At 48.4% G+C, this 17,241-nt stretch carries 16 protein-coding genes and 1 tRNA gene; 6 read left to right on the plus strand and 11 right to left on the minus strand.

Going from position 1 to position 17,241, the window contains the following annotated elements; all coding sequences use genetic code 11:
- Positions 1-314: 314 nt before the first annotated feature.
- The 3 genes from C5O19_RS04915 to C5O19_RS04925 form a co-directional block, all read right to left on the minus strand.
- Positions 315-389 (minus strand) — tRNA-Glu (locus C5O19_RS04915).
- A 299-nt stretch (positions 390-688) separates the two neighbouring features.
- Positions 689-1,522: an SMP-30/gluconolactonase/LRE family protein gene (locus C5O19_RS04920; RefSeq protein ID WP_104710166.1), complete on the minus strand. Its 834-nt coding sequence runs from the start codon at positions 1,520-1,522 to the stop codon at positions 689-691.
- 100 nt (positions 1,523-1,622) lie between these two features.
- Entirely contained in the window at positions 1,623-2,876 is a 1,254-nt protein-coding gene (locus C5O19_RS04925) for an MFS transporter (protein ID WP_094812585.1), read from the minus strand.
- 408 nt (positions 2,877-3,284) lie between these two features.
- Between C5O19_RS04925 and C5O19_RS04930 the strand changes: the two genes are divergently transcribed.
- From C5O19_RS04930 to C5O19_RS04945, 4 genes are all read left to right on the plus strand, one after another.
- Positions 3,285-4,421 (plus strand): Gfo/Idh/MocA family protein, encoded by a 1,137-nt coding sequence (locus C5O19_RS04930; protein WP_104710168.1) that lies wholly within the window; start codon positions 3,285-3,287, stop codon positions 4,419-4,421.
- A 91-nt stretch (positions 4,422-4,512) separates the two neighbouring features.
- Entirely contained in the window at positions 4,513-4,938 is a 426-nt protein-coding gene (locus tag C5O19_RS04935) for a four helix bundle protein (RefSeq protein WP_104710169.1), read from the plus strand.
- Between the two features lie 110 nt (positions 4,939-5,048).
- Positions 5,049-6,194 (plus strand): Gfo/Idh/MocA family protein, encoded by a 1,146-nt coding sequence (locus C5O19_RS04940; protein ID WP_094812575.1) that lies wholly within the window; start codon positions 5,049-5,051, stop codon positions 6,192-6,194.
- 76 nt (positions 6,195-6,270) lie between these two features.
- Positions 6,271-7,326 (plus strand): sugar phosphate isomerase/epimerase family protein, encoded by a 1,056-nt coding sequence (locus C5O19_RS04945; RefSeq protein WP_104710171.1) that lies wholly within the window; start codon positions 6,271-6,273, stop codon positions 7,324-7,326.
- 71 nt (positions 7,327-7,397) lie between these two features.
- Here C5O19_RS04945 and C5O19_RS04950 read toward each other — a convergent pair whose 3' ends face one another.
- Positions 7,398-8,399 carry a glycosyltransferase family 9 protein gene (locus C5O19_RS04950; RefSeq protein ID WP_104710173.1) on the minus strand — a complete coding sequence of 334 codons (1,002 nt, stop codon included), beginning with the start codon at positions 8,397-8,399 and terminating at the stop codon, positions 7,398-7,400.
- A gap of 560 nt (positions 8,400-8,959) precedes the next feature.
- Between C5O19_RS04950 and C5O19_RS04955 the strand changes: the two genes are divergently transcribed.
- Both C5O19_RS04955 and C5O19_RS04960 read left to right on the plus strand, forming a co-directional pair.
- Positions 8,960-9,676 (plus strand): 3-keto-disaccharide hydrolase, encoded by a 717-nt coding sequence (locus C5O19_RS04955; protein ID WP_104710175.1) that lies wholly within the window; start codon positions 8,960-8,962, stop codon positions 9,674-9,676.
- Positions 9,677-9,936: 260 nt separating this feature from the next.
- On the plus strand, positions 9,937-11,448 hold the full coding sequence (locus tag C5O19_RS04960; protein ID WP_104710177.1) for an acetyl-CoA hydrolase/transferase family protein: 1,512 nt from the start codon (positions 9,937-9,939) through the stop codon (positions 11,446-11,448).
- Between the two features lie 38 nt (positions 11,449-11,486).
- Here C5O19_RS04960 and C5O19_RS04965 read toward each other — a convergent pair whose 3' ends face one another.
- The 7 genes from C5O19_RS04965 to C5O19_RS04995 form a co-directional block, all read right to left on the minus strand.
- Positions 11,487-11,846 (minus strand): transmembrane 220 family protein, encoded by a 360-nt coding sequence (locus tag C5O19_RS04965; RefSeq protein WP_104710179.1) that lies wholly within the window; start codon positions 11,844-11,846, stop codon positions 11,487-11,489.
- Between the two features lie 18 nt (positions 11,847-11,864).
- Positions 11,865-12,584 carry a tetratricopeptide repeat protein gene (locus C5O19_RS04970; RefSeq protein WP_104710181.1) on the minus strand — a complete coding sequence of 240 codons (720 nt, stop codon included), beginning with the start codon at positions 12,582-12,584 and terminating at the stop codon, positions 11,865-11,867.
- Positions 12,585-12,739: 155 nt separating this feature from the next.
- On the minus strand, positions 12,740-14,401 hold the full coding sequence (locus C5O19_RS04975) for a sensor histidine kinase (protein ID WP_165795940.1): 1,662 nt from the start codon (positions 14,399-14,401) through the stop codon (positions 12,740-12,742).
- Between the two features lie 5 nt (positions 14,402-14,406).
- Complete coding sequence (locus C5O19_RS04980; RefSeq protein WP_104710185.1) at positions 14,407-15,408, minus strand: ATP-binding SpoIIE family protein phosphatase; 1,002 nt, start codon at positions 15,406-15,408, stop codon at positions 14,407-14,409.
- Entirely contained in the window at positions 15,401-15,811 is a 411-nt protein-coding gene (locus C5O19_RS04985; RefSeq protein ID WP_104710187.1) for an anti-sigma regulatory factor, read from the minus strand. Before C5O19_RS04985 ends, C5O19_RS04980 begins: the two co-directional genes overlap by 8 nt.
- Entirely contained in the window at positions 15,795-16,193 is a 399-nt protein-coding gene (locus tag C5O19_RS04990; RefSeq protein ID WP_104710189.1) for an STAS domain-containing protein, read from the minus strand. Before C5O19_RS04990 ends, C5O19_RS04985 begins: the two co-directional genes overlap by 17 nt.
- A 3-nt stretch (positions 16,194-16,196) precedes the next feature.
- Positions 16,197-17,057, minus strand: coding sequence for an STAS domain-containing protein (locus C5O19_RS04995; protein ID WP_104710191.1), 861 nt, complete (start codon positions 17,055-17,057; stop codon positions 16,197-16,199).
- Between the last annotated feature and the right edge of the window lie 184 nt (positions 17,058-17,241).

Consider the following 17,241-nt stretch of genomic DNA (forward strand, 5'->3'; position numbering starts at 1 on the left):
GGGCCGGAATAGCTCATTTCAGCGGAAGAATAGCACAGAAATACGGGAAAGGTTCAAGGCGGGAATTTTCTGTTAGTCTGGTAAAAAAGGAAGGCTGAATCAGGAATAACCCAATCCTTACCAGGATTCAGTGGTAGAAGCAAGGCTGATTCAGTAATGACGAGACCTATCACCAAAAGTACGCGAGTTTACCAAGAAGCAAGATATTTTGAAGCTAGGGCAGGGATACGGTTTTAAAGGACCGTTCCAATCGAAATCTTACTGAAAAGAAAGCAAAAAAAAAGCCCTGATTGCTCAGAGCTCTTTGCCAATATTGGTAGTCCGTACGGGAATCGAACCCGTGTTTTATCCGTGAAAGGGATACGTCCTAACCCCTAGACGAACGGACCATTTAAGGTATTAATCGATACGTTTTTTGCGATTTGCTAAGCCGTTTCGTTTAACGTGGTGCAAAGATAAGGGATTGTCAGACGCGAACGCAAGCCATCGCCTGAAAAAAATTTTCTTTCTTTTAAAGTTTATGCGTTTTATGGCTTTTGTTCAAGAGAAATGACCAGGAAGCGTTTATCCGCCTGAAAAAAGAATCTACAAGACATTTGCGACAACCTTTTCATGGATACAGTTTAAAAATGAGCACATCGACCCGGGTCTTTTTGGTAAACTTAGTCCAACCCGGGTCGAAGGTCATCTAGGGAATCTGGTAAGCAGCTACCGTATTCCCATTGAACGTAGGTACGTACAGCACTTTCTTGCCTTGATCGATGCCAATGTCGGCACAGTTTTTCTTTTGAGCTCGCGTATCCAGCACCTGAACGAGTTTGCCATCGGCAGCGTACCAGTAGTGCAGAACCCCTTCCCAACGCGAGAGGAAAAAGTTAGTACCGTCGGGTTCGATACCATCGCCGGAGGGCAACCCTTCAGCGAGTTTCTTCAAGCTTTTATCCGAATTTACTTCGTAGAAAACGCCACTGCCGGAAGTCAGTACAAACATCCGGTCACCCACGAATTTAATGCCATTGGGCCGCTGTAACTCGGGGCTTTCCAGGTATACCGATACGTTTTTACCTTTTACGTGATAAATCCGGCTATTGCCCGAATCCGTCACGTACACATCGCCGTTAGGGCCAACGGTTACATCATTGAGGTTTACGGCTCCTTCGGGTTTTAGTTTTCGTTCGATATGGCCGCTGCGGACGTTAATAACCGCAATTTCAGTAATATCCGCTACGTACATTTTGCCCTTCGAAATTCCCATGCCTTTGGGAGCGTTGAGACCCTCGGCCCATTTCAGTGTTTGTACCTGACCATTGGCGGCCAGCGTCGAAATGAAGCCTTTGCCATCGGCCTCCCAGGGTTTGCCGTCGATGTTACTGACGTAAATAGAACTGCTGGCTGGATCTACCAGTACGGACTCGGGTGTACGAAGTTGGGTCGAATCGGTTTCCCAGAGTTTTTGTAGCTGAACCTGAGCCGAAGCCGTAAGGCTCGTGAGGAGGCTGGTTATTAGAACGAAGTATTTCATAAAGGAGTGAAAAGAGGGATTGGAATAGTAAAAAAGGCTGGAAAAACGTCCGTCTTTCCAGCCTTCATCTGCCTAAACTTTATACAAATGTAGACAAAAATTATAACTGAGGCTGTTGAGCGGCCAGCGTTTCATCGTGGTGATGACCGGGTTTTTTGTTACGCATCACAAACCACAGTACACCGAAGGCGATAATCAGAATGGCCGGGAAAATGGCCATGTTATCGAGGGTTTCCTGTCCGGCAGCCAGTTGAGCGGCATCGCCCGTCAGTCCGCGTGCGGTAGCATTTTTCATTTCATCGTCAATCCAGCCACCAATGATTGGTTGGAAAATGGACGTAGAGAACATCCCCATGCCACCAATAATGGACATCCCGAAGGCTCCGGATTTAGGAATGTATTCGGCCACAAAACCGATCATCGTAGGCCAGAAGTAGCATACACCGATGGCGAAGATGACCGCCGAAACATAAACCATAGCACCCGTAGCCTGACTCATCAGTACAATACCGATCGTAGCAATAACCGAGGAAGCCCAGAGTACGCCCGTGGGATTAAGGCTGTGTACCAGAGGTCCGGCAAAGTAACGACCAACGGCCATCAAGCCCGTCACCAGTGCCAAAATCAGCATGGGGCTGGCTCCGGCTTTTTCCAGGATAGGACCTACCCATTGCTCCGGACCGAATTCTGAAATAGCCGTCAGGGCCATACAGATCAGCATGAAAATGTACAGCGGTGAAAGCATAGCCTTGATGTTGGTCGTGTTGGAGTGACCTTCTTCGGCCGTACTCTCCGGGAATAACTGACCAAAAAACAGAACGCCGTACAACACCAAGGGAATCAGAATAACCCCCATCTGTAACTGCCAACCCAGTCCGGCGTCGGTCATGAATTTAGAGACCAGACTTCCGATGACGATACCGCCGGGAAACCACATGTGAAAGCGGCTCAGCATCTTAGTCGTTTGATTACCTTCGTACATATCGGCTACCATGGGGTTACAGGCGGCTTCGATGGTACCGTTACCAAAACCAACAAAGAAGGTAGAAAGCAGTAAAGTCCAGAAACCGTCGGCGAAAATGGTACTGACAATCCCGATCAGGTGCGTTACGAAAGCCACCCATACAATTCGTTTGGGACCGATGATGTTGTACAGCGGGCCGCCTACGATCATGGCAATAGGGAAGCCTAGAAAAGCCATTTGGTTTACGTAGCCAAGTTCTTTGGAGGTAAGCCCAAATTCTGCACCCAGTTGGGGAAGAATTCCGGCCCGAATTCCAAAAATCATGGCAGTGGTAATAAGACCGAAGCAGCTTGCCAGAAACAAACGATCCCGGTTAACGGACTGTATCATAGCCATTGAGGTTTAGATAAAGGGTTTAGTATGAATTAGTTGACGTTTAGCACAGGAAATGTGCGTATGAATAGTTCGGCTAAAAAACGAAAAGATGGGCATTTTTGCTAGAAAGAATAGGGTTTATTCTTGAAACGCAAGCGTGAAAAATTCGGTATGCCAAACCGGTACTTTCTCCGGCTTATGTCGATTCTTCATTTGAAATATGCATTTTCTTGTCAAACTTTGGCAGCTTGTATCGAAGGAAGAAGAAGGATTACCGCCTGCCGAAAACATTTTGCCTGACCGTTTAGTACTAAAATCAGGGTACATCGCAGAGATGCGGCAGCGTATTTTCTTCCGTCCATACCTTTCCATTAAACATTCACACGTAGTCAAAAACCTCTATCCATGGCCAGAAAACTCAGAATGGGAATGATTGGAGGCAGTCTCGATGCTTTCATTGGTTCTGTACACCGTCGGGGAGCCGCTTTAGATGGCGAAATTGAGCTCGTTTGCGGAGCCTTTAGTTCTAATCCTGAAAAGTCAAAAGAAACGGGTAAAGCCCTGTATTTGCCGGAGGATCGGGTATACGGCAGCTTTGAAGAAATGATTCGGCGGGAAAAAGAACTTCCGGAGGGTGAACGTATGGATTTTGTATCCATCGTAACTCCCAACCACATGCACTTTCCGCCCGCGAAAATGGCTTTGGAAAACGGCTTTCACGTCGTACTGGACAAGCCCATTACGTTAAACCGGGCCGAAGCCGAAGAATTAAAAGCGATTTGGGAAAGGACGAATCTGGTGTTTTGTCTGACGCACAATTACACGGCTTATCCCATGGTGAAGGAAGCCCGTCACCTGATCAAATCCGGAGCCATCGGCAAGGTACGCAAAGTGATTGTCGAGTATCCGCAGGGCTGGTTGTCTCAACTGGTGGAATCGAGCGGTACAAATAAGCAGGCCGCATGGCGTACGGACCCTTCCAAGAGTGGGGCCGCTGGTGGCGTGGGCGACATTGGTACGCACGCCGAAAACCTGGCGGAATACATCACTGGTCTGAAGATTACGGAATTGCTCGCTGACCTGACGATTTTTGTGGAAGGTCGCCAGCTCGATGACGATGCCAACATGCTGCTTCATTTTGAAAACGGAGCTAAGGGTATTCTGCACAACAGTCAAATTTGCAACGGCGAGGAGAATGACCTGAACATCCGCGTATACGGCGAACTGGGCGGTCTGAAATGGCGACAAATGGAACCCAATACGCTGGTTTGGACCAATCAGGAAAAAGGGTCCCGCATTATTCGTACGGGAGTGAATGCCGAGTCCCGGGCGGCTCAGGTACACACACGTCAGCCCGCCGGTCACCCGGAGGGATACGTGGAAACCTTTGCCAATCTGTACCGTAACTTCGCTTTTGCCGTGCGGGCGAAGGAAGCCGGTCAGGAGCCTGATCCCGATTTCGATTTCCCTGGCGTGGAAGCAGGGGTACGCGGAATGGCGTTCATTGATACGGTGCTGAAGTCGAACAGCAATGGAGCCGTTTGGACGAAGTTTGAGTAAGAAATAAGTTTGATAAAGTGTAAGAACGTTGGATTGTTTGAATGAATGCTTAGGGTCGTTACTGAATCTGAGTACGGTTTAATTTCTTTACATGGCTACTGTTCAACGTTTTGAAGATTTGGTTATCTGGAAACTTGCCCGTGAGCTTAGTAGGGAAGTCTACGGATTTACGACGCAACAGCCTTTTGTTCAGGATCATCCTTTAAAGAATCAAATTCGGGCTTCTTCCGGATCCGTTATGGATAATATTGCGGAAGGTTTCGAGAGAGGGAGTAGGAAAGAGTTTATTCAATTTCTTACCATAGCCAAAGGTCCAGCGGGCGAAACGCGTTCGCAACTTTATCGATCTTGTGACTTACAGTATTTAACCCAAGAAGAGTTTGAGGCCACTAAGAACAAATGCCTGACGCTTTCAAAAATGCTTTATTCGTTTATTGAACAGTTGAAGAAATCAGAAATTTCAGGCATTCGCTATAAAGTGAAGAAATCGGAATTGCCTTACGGAAGTAGCGAATAAATACTTCCAGAGCTTAGTTTTCAGGGCGAAGAAGATACGTTAAGTGACAGAAACCTCATGTAATTTTCATACCTCAAACATTTCAAACCTTCTCAAATAAAATTCAAAAAATGACCAAAATTAAAGTAGGCGTAGTTGGTACGGGCTTCATTGGACCCGCTCACATTGAGGCGTTGCGGCGTTTGCCGAATGTAGAAGTAGCCGCCCTCTGCGAAGTAACCGCTGAACTCGCCGCTACGAAAGCTGCTCAGTTGGGCATCGAGCGTTCATATACTTTCGATGAATTGCTGAAGCAGGATGACATTCAGGTCGTGCATATCTGTACGCCTAACTTCCTTCACTATTCGCAGTCAAAAGCGGCTCTGTTGGCGGGTAAACACGTGGTTTGCGAAAAACCGCTGGCTAAAGACCTCCACGAAGCCGAAGAACTGGTAGAACTGGCCGCTCAGACGGGTCTGGTGAATGCCGTTCACTTCAACCTGCGATATTATCCGCTGGCTCGTCAGATGAAAGCCATGCACGAAAGTGGCGAACTGGGCGACGTGTACTCTGTAATGGGCTCGTACCTCCAGGACTGGCTGTTCTACGAAACCGATTACAGCTGGCGTCTGGAACCCGATAAGTCGGGCAACAGCCGGGCGATTGCCGACATCGGCTCGCACCTGATGGACATCATCGAGTACATCACCGGCCTGAAAACCGTAGCCGTACTTGCGGATTTCAACATCATTCATAAAACGCGTAAGAAGCCATTGAAGCCCGTAGAAACCTACTCGGGCAAAATGTTGCAACCCGAAGATTACGCCGACGTACCCATCACGACGGAAGACCACGCCAACGTACTACTCCGTTTCAACAATGGAAACCGCGGCGTGATTACGGTATCACAAGTGGCAGCAGGCCGGAAGAACCAGCTAAAACTCGAAATCGCCGGATCGAAAAAATCCTTTGCTTGGAATTCCGAAGCTCCCAACGAGTTGTGGATCGGTAAACGCGATGGAGCGAATGAAGTACTGTTGCGGGATCCGTCGCTGGTGCACCCCGACGTTCGCTCGATTATCACCTTCCCCGGTGGACACAACGAAGGTTTCGCTGATACGTCCAAGCAAATGTTCAAGGAAGTTTACGCCGCCATCGAAGCGGGTAAAATGCCGGAAAAACCAACCTTCCCGACGTTTGCCGACGGATACCGCGAGTTACTGATTTGCGAAAAGATTCTCGAATCCAACACCAAGCAAGCCTGGGTGGAGGTGTAAAATATGGTGCAATGATCGAATGAGTGCGTAACTCATGTCCTCATTCGATCATGCACTCACTCAAAACTAATTTACTATGAAAACACTAAAAGGACCGGGTATCTTCCTGGCTCAGTTTTTAGGAGATACGGAGCCATTTAATTCACTCGATAGTATCGCCCGTTACATGGCGAATCTGGGTTACAAGGGACTTCAGCTGCCCAGTGGTGATCCCCGAATGATCGACCTGAAAACAGCGGCCGAATCCAAGACCTACTGCGATGAGCTGAAGGGCAAACTTGCCGACATCGGTGTCGAGATTACCGAATTGTCCACGCACTTGCAGGGACAGCTCGTAGCCGTACATCCTTCATATGCCACGATGTTTTCGGGCTTTGGTCCGGCTGAACTGGCAAATGATCCTGCAGGACAGCAGGCCTGGGCTACCGAACAAATGATTCTGGCGGCGAAAGCCAGTCAGAATCTGGGTTTAACCTCGCACGTAACGTTCTCCGGAGCTTTACTCTGGCCATTTGTCTATCCCTGGCCCCAACGTCCGGCTGGACTCGTGGACATGGCCTTTACGGAACTGGCTAAACGCTGGACGCCCATTCTGAATGCTTTCGACGAAGCGGGCGTAAACGTAGGTTTTGAGTTACACCCCGGAGAAGACCTCCACGATGGTATCTCCTTCGAGATGTTCCTCGAAAAAGTGAATAACCACCCACGGGCGGGGATCAACTACGATCCGAGTCACTTCCTGCTGCAGCAGCTGGATTACCTGCAGTTCATCGATTTCTACCACGACCGGATTTACGCCTTCCACGTGAAAGACGCCGAGTTCAACCCTACGGGTAAGCAGGGCGTGTACGGTGGCTACCAGGGTTGGGTAGATCGGGCCGGACGCTTCCGTTCACTCGGTGATGGACAGGTGGATTTCAGTGGCATCTTCAGTAAAATGGCTCAATACGATTACGATGGCTGGGCCGTACTGGAGTGGGAGTGTGCCATCAAGCATCCCGAGCAGGGAGCCGCTGAAGGAGCCCCCTTCATTGAAAGCCATATCATTCGCGTAACCGAGCGGGCTTTTGACGATTTCGCTGGTACGGGTTCGGATGATGCGTTTAATAAAAAAGTACTGGGTTTGTCGTAAACCAAACGGCAGATAAAGGGTATAAAAAGAGAGTCCGGATTCAGTATCCGGACTCTTTTTTTATGGAACGCCTAGGGCTTCTGCCAGGCGTTTATTTTGTTTAGAATATCGTCTACCGTAATCGTTTCCATGTCGGCATTAACGGCCGTCAACGATTCGGCTTTCTTTCCGACCGGTCCCCAGCGACCCGCATCCTTGGTTTTAATATCCGTGTACAGACCTAGGGTAAAGATACCCGCTGCTGCCGCAATGTGTACGGGACCCGTACTACAGGCAATCAGGCCGTCAGCTTTGCTGATGAAGGTAATGAATTGATTCAAGGGAAGTTGCCCACTAATGTCGGTAATCAGGCCTTCGTGCTGCTGTACCCAGGGCAGGAGTTCTTCATGCTCTTTTTGTGAACCACTGATGAAGACTTTAAAGCGATTCTGGTCAATCCGGTGAACGAGTTTCGAGTAATTGTCCAGACTCCATTCCTTACTGTTTTTGTGCGATTTGGGATGAATAATCAGATTAAATTTATCGGGCGATAGCAGGGCTTCAAACGTTGGATTGAGTGGTTGAAAGCGACTGAGGCCATAATAATCCGAAACTTCATTCCAAGAAAGGTCCCGTTTAATATTGAGGCCCTGGAGCAATTTTACGTTTAACTGAGCCTCGTGTAAACCGGAGTTTTTCCGGCTGAGTGGTACGAGCGTATTACAGGTAAACCAGTGATACACCCGGTTGGTGGTACCGATTCGTTTCTTGATCCCGGCTCGTTTCAGTTGCCAGGCCACCGTACTTAAATCTTTCAGGTGAATGGCTACATCAATCTTTTCGGCGGCCAGCATCGTATTAATTTCTTCCACACTTTTCCCCTGCCAGTCATCAAAATTGACAAAACCATCAATGTGCTGACTAGCCTGAGCGATATCTCGGGTATACGTACGTCCTAAAACGGAAATTTTACAGGTTGGGAAGTATTCCTTGATTAAACCACAAACCGGCATCGCCAAAACCATATCTCCCACGGCATCGGTACGACAAATTAAAACATGCTTGTTATGAAGATTATTTTTAGACGATGGCATACGGTAATCAAAGAGTTAATACATCACGCATCGGAGGATCAGAACCACGAAATTACTGCCCGCTAGGGATAGTACGGGACTTGGATGCGTTGATTGCGGAATACAAACGTAAACATTCCCCCCTCCATCTGGTTCCAATTAAAGAATTTTAATAGAAATAGAGAGGTCATTAAATCGCTTGTAAAGATAGCCCTTGAAGAGGATTAGTCGTACGTTTCTACTTTAGGAAGTAGGGATTCTTTGGATAAGAAGACCATTTTCGAAAATACTGAGACGAAAAAAACGTACGTCGAATAAAATGGCCTTATGGTCGGAAGGCAGAGTAATCGCAAGTACGCATGCGTGTGTAGAGTAAACGACTGGATTTCAAGGCGTAAAGGGTTTTTGGGATAAAAAATAAACCCTGTTCGTACCGAAGAAAATGTCGCTTTCCCGGCAGGCAATCGCGTTTTTGCCACTAGCTTTGTCCGGCATCGACGCGGGCGGAGAGGCGTATACGCATCTTTCTTTCAGTGGTCGATAAGCAAACCATTGCATTTCAACTAGTTAACCTCAGATTCATGAAGAAGACATTAATTGGCATTCTGTCGCTGATGACCGTTGCTTGTCTTGCCCAATCTCCCAACAAGCTTTCCAAAGCAGAAAAAAAAACAGGGTTTAAATTACTTTTTGACGGAAAAACAACCAACGGCTGGCATACGTATAACAGTCAGGGTGTGGGTACTGCCTGGAAAGTGGAAGATGGAGCCCTGAAGCTGGATGCCGAGGCTCGCAAATCCGGAGCAACTGCCGGAGATATTGTAACGGACGCTGAATTCACCGATTTTGAATTAAAGTATGATTCCAAGATTGCTGAAAATGGCAACAGCGGGGTAATGTTTCACGTCGTGGAAAGCAAGAAGTACCGCTACCCCTGGTTGACGGGTCCCGAAATTCAGGTAATCGACAACGAGCGGCACTCCGATAGCAAACTCGAAAGCCATCGGGCGGGTAGTTTGTACGATCTGATTCCGGCTCAACCCCAGAATGCGAATCCCGCCGGACAGTGGAATTCCATGCGGGTAGTACTGGATCAGGGCAAATTCACGATCTATCAAAATGACGTGAAAGTGGTGGAAACGGACATGAGTACGCCTCAGTTTGCGGAAATGGTCGCTAAGTCGAAATTCAAGTCTATGCCCGATTTTGCCAAAGCTGCTACGGGCCGTTTTAGTTTGCAGGATCACGGCGATACCGTGTGGTTCCGTAACATTAAGATTCGCGAAATCAAACATTAGAAAGAGAATGCTTACCGAACCCAATCGTTGGTCCGATTGGATTATTCGAAACCACGGAGAATGCTTCCGGATAACGGTCTAAGCTTACGTATAGGAAACACGCTCGCACAACGGGCGTGTTTTTTTTATGGAAACTGATTTCTGTATACTCGCCAACTCACAAAAGTCAGTGCAATTGGAGCATACGTACGCTTGTTTTGTTAATGATTTAGTACATCCAGAGAATACCCTGAATGTGCTCAAAAAACCATTCAAGAATTATGTATCAGGACCGAATCTTACGCCGGGAACTCATCGATAAAATAGTAACAGCCGATCAGGCAGCCGCTCTCATCAAAGACCAGATGGTCGTAGGGTCGAGCGGTTTTACCAAAGCTGGCGATAGCAAGGCCGTATTGCCCGCCCTAGCCAGTCGGGCTCAGGCTAAACCCCTGCATATTACCTTACTCACGGGAGCTTCGTTGGGACATAATACGGATGCAGCTCTAACAACCAGTCACGTACTCAGCCGACGCATGCCGTTTCAGGTGGATCCGGTATTGCGGAAGAGTATTAATGCGGGGGAAGTGATGTTCATCGACCATCACCTCTACGAAACCGTTGAGCAACTCCAGAACAAACACCTGCCACCGGTGGACATTGCCGTTATTGAAGTAACCAAGATTGAGGAAGATGGAAGTTTGGTACCTACCACGTCCGTGGGGAACTCGGCTCACTTTGCGGCTCTGGCCCAGCAGGTGATCGTGGAGGTGAATCTTTCGATGCCGTTGGGTTTGTCGGGGCTTCACGACATATTTCTAACGGGAGGCTATCCTGAACGTTCCATTATTCCGATTACCTCGCCTTCTTCCCGAATTGGCCGTACCTCCATCCCCGTTGATCCCGAGAAAATCGTAGCGATTGTCATCACCAACATTCCGGATAGTCCGGCAACGGTAGTGCCGCCGGATGTGAAGACGACGGCCATTGCCGAGTACTTGCTGGATTTCTTTAAAAACGAAGTGAAGCAGGGACGGCTCAAGAAATCGCTTTTACCCTTGCAGGCGGGTATTGGTAAAGTGGCCAATGCCGTAATGTCTGGATTTTTGAAGAGCGATTACGAAAATCTGACCATGTATTCGGAGGTGTTGCAGGATAGTACCTTCGAATTGATTGATGCCGGAAAAATGACCTACGCTTCTGCGTCGTCCATTACGGTTTCGGAAGAATGGTATCACCGGATTATGGATAACCTGAACCTGTATCGCGATAAAGTCGTCCTCCGGCCGCAAAACATCAGTAACGCCCCGGAAGTCATCCGCCGCATGGGCGTGATTGGCATCAATACGGCCATTGAGTTTGACATCTACGGAAACGTCAACTCTACGCACTTAAGCGGTACGCACATGATGAATGGGATTGGTGGTTCCGGCGATTTCGCCCGCAATGCCTTCCTGAGCATTTTCGTAACACAGGCTGCCTCGAAGGAAAATGCTATTTCACACGTGGTACCGATGGCTTCGCACGTGGATCATACCGAGCATGACGTTGATATTCTGGTAACGGATCAGGGGCTCGCCGATTTACGCGGACTGGCCCCCCGGGAGCGGGCGAAAGTGATTATTGCCAATTGCGTACATCCGGACTACCGGGACGAATTGAAATCGTACTACGAGCGGGCGTGTCAGCGGGGCGGCCACACGCCGCACGTGCTGGAAGAAGCCTTCAGCTGGCATTCGAGACTGGCGACTACCGGTAGCATGAAGAAATCCTTAACGGAATTAAGTTACTAAGGAAAAGGGTAGCTGATAAGCTCCCCTTTTCCTTTCAATTAGGAACGCTTTTGCGAAAAGCTCATTCCTAAAAAAAGCAAGTAAGCCACGGCTACAATTCCCAATCCGCAAGCTTCGCGGGCTAATTCTTGATTGGGAGTTTTCATGGTCAGACCTTCTCCTTCGGAAAAGAAACCCTCCCAGGCTGTCATCTGCGACCAGGAGCTAATGGCCCAGGCCGCCGACCAAATTAATAAAACCAGAAGCATCTCGCGGTTAAACTTTCCCTGAAAAGCCCGAAAAGCGGCATACGCCGCAAGGAGATAAATCGTACCCCAGAGCAGTGGATCGGGGTCGTTGTATTGCCAGCTGGCAAACAGTACGAAAACGGGAACCAGTAGTAAAGCCAGGTATTTCATCGGAAATCAAGAAAAGAACTATTTACAGAACGTTGCAACGGCATCGGCCGCTTCGGCATACCCTAGTTTTTTAGCTTGCTGGAAGCTCAAGCAGGCCGCTTCCCGATTTCCCACCAGATTCTGGGCCAGTCCCATGTTGTAAAAGGCTTTCGGAAAATCGGAACGTAACCCAACCGCCTGCTCGTAATCACGAATAGCCGAGGGATAGTTTTTCTGTTCCAGGTATAGATTCCCCCGAACGAAATAAGTTTCCGCGTTCTTGGGAGCTAGCTGTACTGCTTTGTCGAAGTCGGGCGTGGCTTTCTGGGGAAGCTTTAGCTCGGCGTATACAAAACCACGATTGAGGTAAATTTCGGCGGAATCAGGAGCCAGCGTTGCCGCTTTACTAAAATCCTTGATCGCCGACTCGAAATCATTCTGGGCAATCCGGAGTTTAGCCCGATTGAAATAGGGCAGATACAGCGATGAATCGGCCTTCATGGCCTGTTCGTAATCGAGCAGTGCGTTGGAGTAATCTTTGAGCTGATAGTAAGCCACGCCCCGGGCATTTAGAGCCTGTGCGTTGCCTGCATCGGCCGATACGGCTTCATTTAGGGCAGTAATGGCCTCGTTTATTTTATTTTCACCCAATAATTTTCGGCCTTCTTCTAAATGTTTATTCGAAGAATTACAGCTTGACAGCCAGAGAGATAGGCCTAGTAATAGAGTGTATACCGGAAGCGTACGAAACTTTTTCATCCTGCAAAGTTACGCTGAGACTTGACTTCGGCACAAAATAAAACCATCTTTGCAGCGGCAAATCAGGCCAGCTCCTGCTGAATCCCCCAGGTCTTGACCGAAGCAAGGGTAGGCGGTTGTAGCGGTTCGTGGTTTGCCATTTTTTTTTGCCCTTACTAGCCTTTACACAGATATACGCTAAAGGTCGATCCTTTTCCGGGCACGCTTTTCACTTCAATGGTGCCCCCATGTAATTCCGCTACTTTTTTGCAGATGGTCAATCCAATGCCCGTACCGACGTATTCACTGCGAGTATGGAGACGTTGGAAAAGCTGGAAAATCCGGTCTTTGTATTGCTCATCGAAACCAATGCCGTTGTCTTCTACGGTGATGCACACGCAGCGATTGTCGTAAAGTACCTTTGACGGTAAATGCTCGGACGTATGGGCGTAGATACGAATCTGTGGCGTACGGTCCTCCGGGACGAATTTCAAGGCATTGGAAACGAGATTCTGAAACAGCTGATGCAGTTGCTGACTGTTACCCGCCACCGCGGGTAAAGGACCCAGGTCGATTTGGGCATTGCTGGACTGGATCACTGAATCCAAGTCTTCCAATACATCAGTAAAAACTTCCGTCAGCGATACTACTTGAAAAGGCTGCGGTTGGGTATTGAGTCGCGAGTAGGTAAGCAGGTCTTTGATGAGGCCGTGCATGCGTTCAGCGGAGCTGTGCATCCGTTCGAGCAGACTGGTCACTTCGGGCTTCAAATCTGCCACGTAATGAACCCGAAGCATGGTACTGAACGACTGAATTTTGCGTAAGGGCTCCTGCAAATCGTGCGAGGCTACGTACGCAAACTGAGCCAATTCTTCGTTACTGCGGTTCAGCTCAATTACTTTCGATTCCAGTTCCTGCTGATATTCTTCGAGTTTCTGTTGCGTATGCTTCAGGGCTTCGTTAGCTTGTAGCGTCTTTTCAATAGTTTTCTGAGCGTGTATGTCTACGAAAAAACCTGACCAGTGCGTCAGCGTTTTCTTCTCATCAAACATCGGGGCAAAAGAAGCCATGTGCCAGCGATACTGTTGTGTTTGGGCTTCGGGAATACGCACTTCAAATTGAAAAGGCTGAAGTTTTTTCAAAACATCCATCCAAAAAGCAGATTGAGCGGCAGGGTCTTCTGCGTGAAAAAGCCCCTGCCAGTGCCGGTCATTGATCGTCTGGATGGTCATGCCCGTATAGGTGACCAGCCATTCATTCGCGTATAGTAACTTACCTTGAGGGTTAACCGTACAGATAATCAGCGGGAGCGAATCCGTCAGGGTACGGTAGCGGGTTTCGCTTTCCTTGAGTCGATCCGCCAGGGCGTGTAGCTGTCGATTTTTACGCTTGATTTCTTCGTACGGCGACAGGGCCAGTTCATTCTGGAAGAGGGACTTCCATTGATTGATTTTTACCTCCGTAATCCGGTTAGACGGAAAAATGCGGAAGTACAGGGAAATCTGGGTATTCTCACTCGTGGTATTTACCTGAAACGAATCCACCAATTTTTGGGCATAGTGTAAGCCGAATTGATGTTCGTCCAGGCCGTGCTCGGGCCGATCATTCAGTAAGGCTACCAAGTTCCATTCCTGAGCTTTTGGGTTGTCTAGACCCAGAATCAGCGAAGCACCCATGCCCCGATCAATGGCCGTTCTAGATACTTCTGAGACGGCTGTAGCAAATGTCGTTTGAGAGGCCAGGGACATACCCGTCAGCTCCGCCAGTTTCATGGTATGCTTGTGGGCCAGGATGAGATCCATTTCGGTGTCCAGCGTGACTTTGGCTATCTCGTGCATAATCATTAATTGAAACGGCAGACTACTATCGACATATCGTCCGTCTTACGGGCGTAATCTTTGTACAAGGCAGCGGCCAGAATAGATAAATCGTACTTGGTAATGTTAGGATATTTATAGGTTTCCCAGCGGGAACGAATGCCGTCCGAACATAAAATCAGGTATTGTCCGGCTTCCATTACCAGGGTCTGTTCGTTCAGGGACGTTGGGATATTCATCCCAATGATGCCATTATACGAAAAATGTCTTTTGGAGAAATTAGCTCCTTTCAGCGTAGTCGCAATATTACCAACGCCGCACAACTGCCAGGTACGAGTCTTGGCATCAAAGAAGGCCAGCGTACCTACCAGGCCGCGGGTTTTCTTCACCGCTCGGTGTAAGAGTCGGATCAGTTCCGAAGGGCGAGACTCGGTACTGGTTTTTAGGGCTTCAATAGCGGTTTGAACGGCCAAAGCGGCTTCTGGACCGTGGCCGAGACCATCACCGAGAAAAAGCTTTACCTGCTCCGGAGCGATTTTTGCGAAAAAGCCATCACCGCTTTGCGTTTCACCGGGTTTAGGTACGACAATCGAACGGATGTCCAACCTGGACATCCGACGCTGTGGCACTACCTTGTAAATGCGAGACAGAATGATCGTACCCCAGTCCGGCTGGGAATAAATCTGAAACGTATCCGAGAGACGTTTAATCGAACCCAGACCGTGGCCCAGGGTCTGGGTCGTGGACATGCCATCTTCCAGCATTCGGGTTGGGTCAGCAATGCCGGGACCCTGATCAATACTGATGAGTTCGATTCCACTTTGATTCGCTTCGTTGAAGGATCGGACCAGGATTTCTCCCCCGGTAGCGTGTTTGATGAGGTTGGAGGCCAGTTCGGCTACGATTAGATCAATCTCAGCTAGCCGATGCGTAGGAAATTCCAGCTGGGAGGCCATGCTGTGAATTTCCCGTTTCGTAAGAGCCAGATAACTTCGATCTGTAGCCGCAAAACTTCGATGATTATCCATTCTTCCATTTAATAACGGTCACGGTTGTTCCTTCTCCAACTGCACTTTTGATCGAGAATTCACTCATGAGCCGTTTCGTACCAGGAAGGCCCAGCCCCAGGCTTCTGCCTGTGGAAAAGCCATCCTGCATAGCTTTATTGAGATCAGCAATACCGGGACCGCGATCGCTAAAGGTGAGTCGTATGCCATTTTCGCGACCACGACTGACGACTTCAATGAGCACTTCTCCGCCTTGAGCATAGCGTAGCATATTGCGTACCAGTTCGCTGGCTCCGGTAATCAGTTTAGTCTGATTGACCAGCCCCATGCCAATTTTGGTAGCGTATTCTTTTACCCGGTTTCGTAAAATCACGACATCCTGATCTTTCTGTATGAAGAGGCGATCTCTATTCAGGGTTATCATCTTCGTCTTCCTCTTCGTCCGGATCGGAAGCCAGCCGCGATTGCAATAAAATCATTCCTCGCTCCACATTCAGGGCCGTAAACACGCCATTAAGTGGCAAACCCAGCTCGACCAACGTAATCGCAACGGCCGGCTGCATGCCCACGACAACGGTTTCGGCATCCAGAATTTTCGACATGGTGGCGATGTTACCCAAAATTCGGCCCATGAACGAATCCACGATCGATACCGCTGAGATATCAATCAGTACCCCCCGGGCTCCGGTTTTATGAATCATCTGTACCAAGTCCGTTTCCAGATTCAAGGCAATCCGATCGTACAAATCAATCTGAATGGTCACCAGCAGAAACTGGCCCATCTTGAGAATTGGAATACGGTCCATTCCTTACGCTTTTTTATCCTTTCTAACTTTAATCACTTCCAGTTGTAACATCGTAAAGGCCTGCCGCAGGGCACTGGCCAGCGTGGCTTTGGTAATGATGGAAGAAAGATCAATACCGAGGTGTACAATGGTCTGGGCAATTTCGGGACGAATACCACTAATAATACACTCAGCCCCCATCAGACGCGTAGCACTAACGGTTTTTATTAAATGTTGAGCGACCAGTGAGTCGACTGCCGGAACGCCAGAAATATCCAGAATAGCAATACTACTTTCGGAATTGACAATTTCGACGAGCAGGTTTTCCATCACAATTTGCGTGCGGGCACTGTCGAGGGTACCGATGATTGGCAGAGCAATGATGCCATCCCAAACCCGAATGATCGGCGTAGAGATTTCAGCAATTTCATCCGTCTGGCGAAGAATGACTTCTTCCCGTCCTTGAATAAACGTTTCGAACGTAACGATTCCCAGGCTGTCGATGAGCTTGCTAACTTCGAGTAATTCCTGATTAAGAAGTGCCAAATCAGTAATTTTCGTCCGTAAAACGGAAAAGATGGCGTCCTTCAGACTAAAGATGAATACCGCCGTTTCGCGGGGCGTATAGCCCTGACGAGCCCGAGACAACGAAATACCCGCCAGAATTTCAAAGACGGGCTCAAAGTCCTGGGATTCAACTTGTGTACTATTGGCTTCGGTAAGGGTATGCAGTAACGCGTCAATCAATTCGATGGATTGCACACGTAAATCTTCGTTGGACATCAGATCTTCCCGTAACGTGGGATCTTCCATCTGATTTTCCATCCATAGCTCTATTATTTGCTCCTTTTGCGACTGGAGCATTTTAATAGTACTTGCTTTCATAATGTTCAAAATTCTGAATTTAAGGGTGTAAAGAAGACAACCGTTGCAGAGCCTTTTAGGTTTTGAAATAAATCGGGATGCCGGGAGCGTAAGTTAAGTAAACTTTGGTCGACTGCTGATGAAGAGCAAAGTATTCAACTAAAAAACCCCGCTTCGCTAACGAAAACGGGGTTTTATCTACTAA

The organism is Siphonobacter curvatus (genome assembly GCF_002943425.1).
Lineage (GTDB): Bacteria > Bacteroidota > Bacteroidia > Cytophagales > Spirosomataceae > Siphonobacter > Siphonobacter curvatus.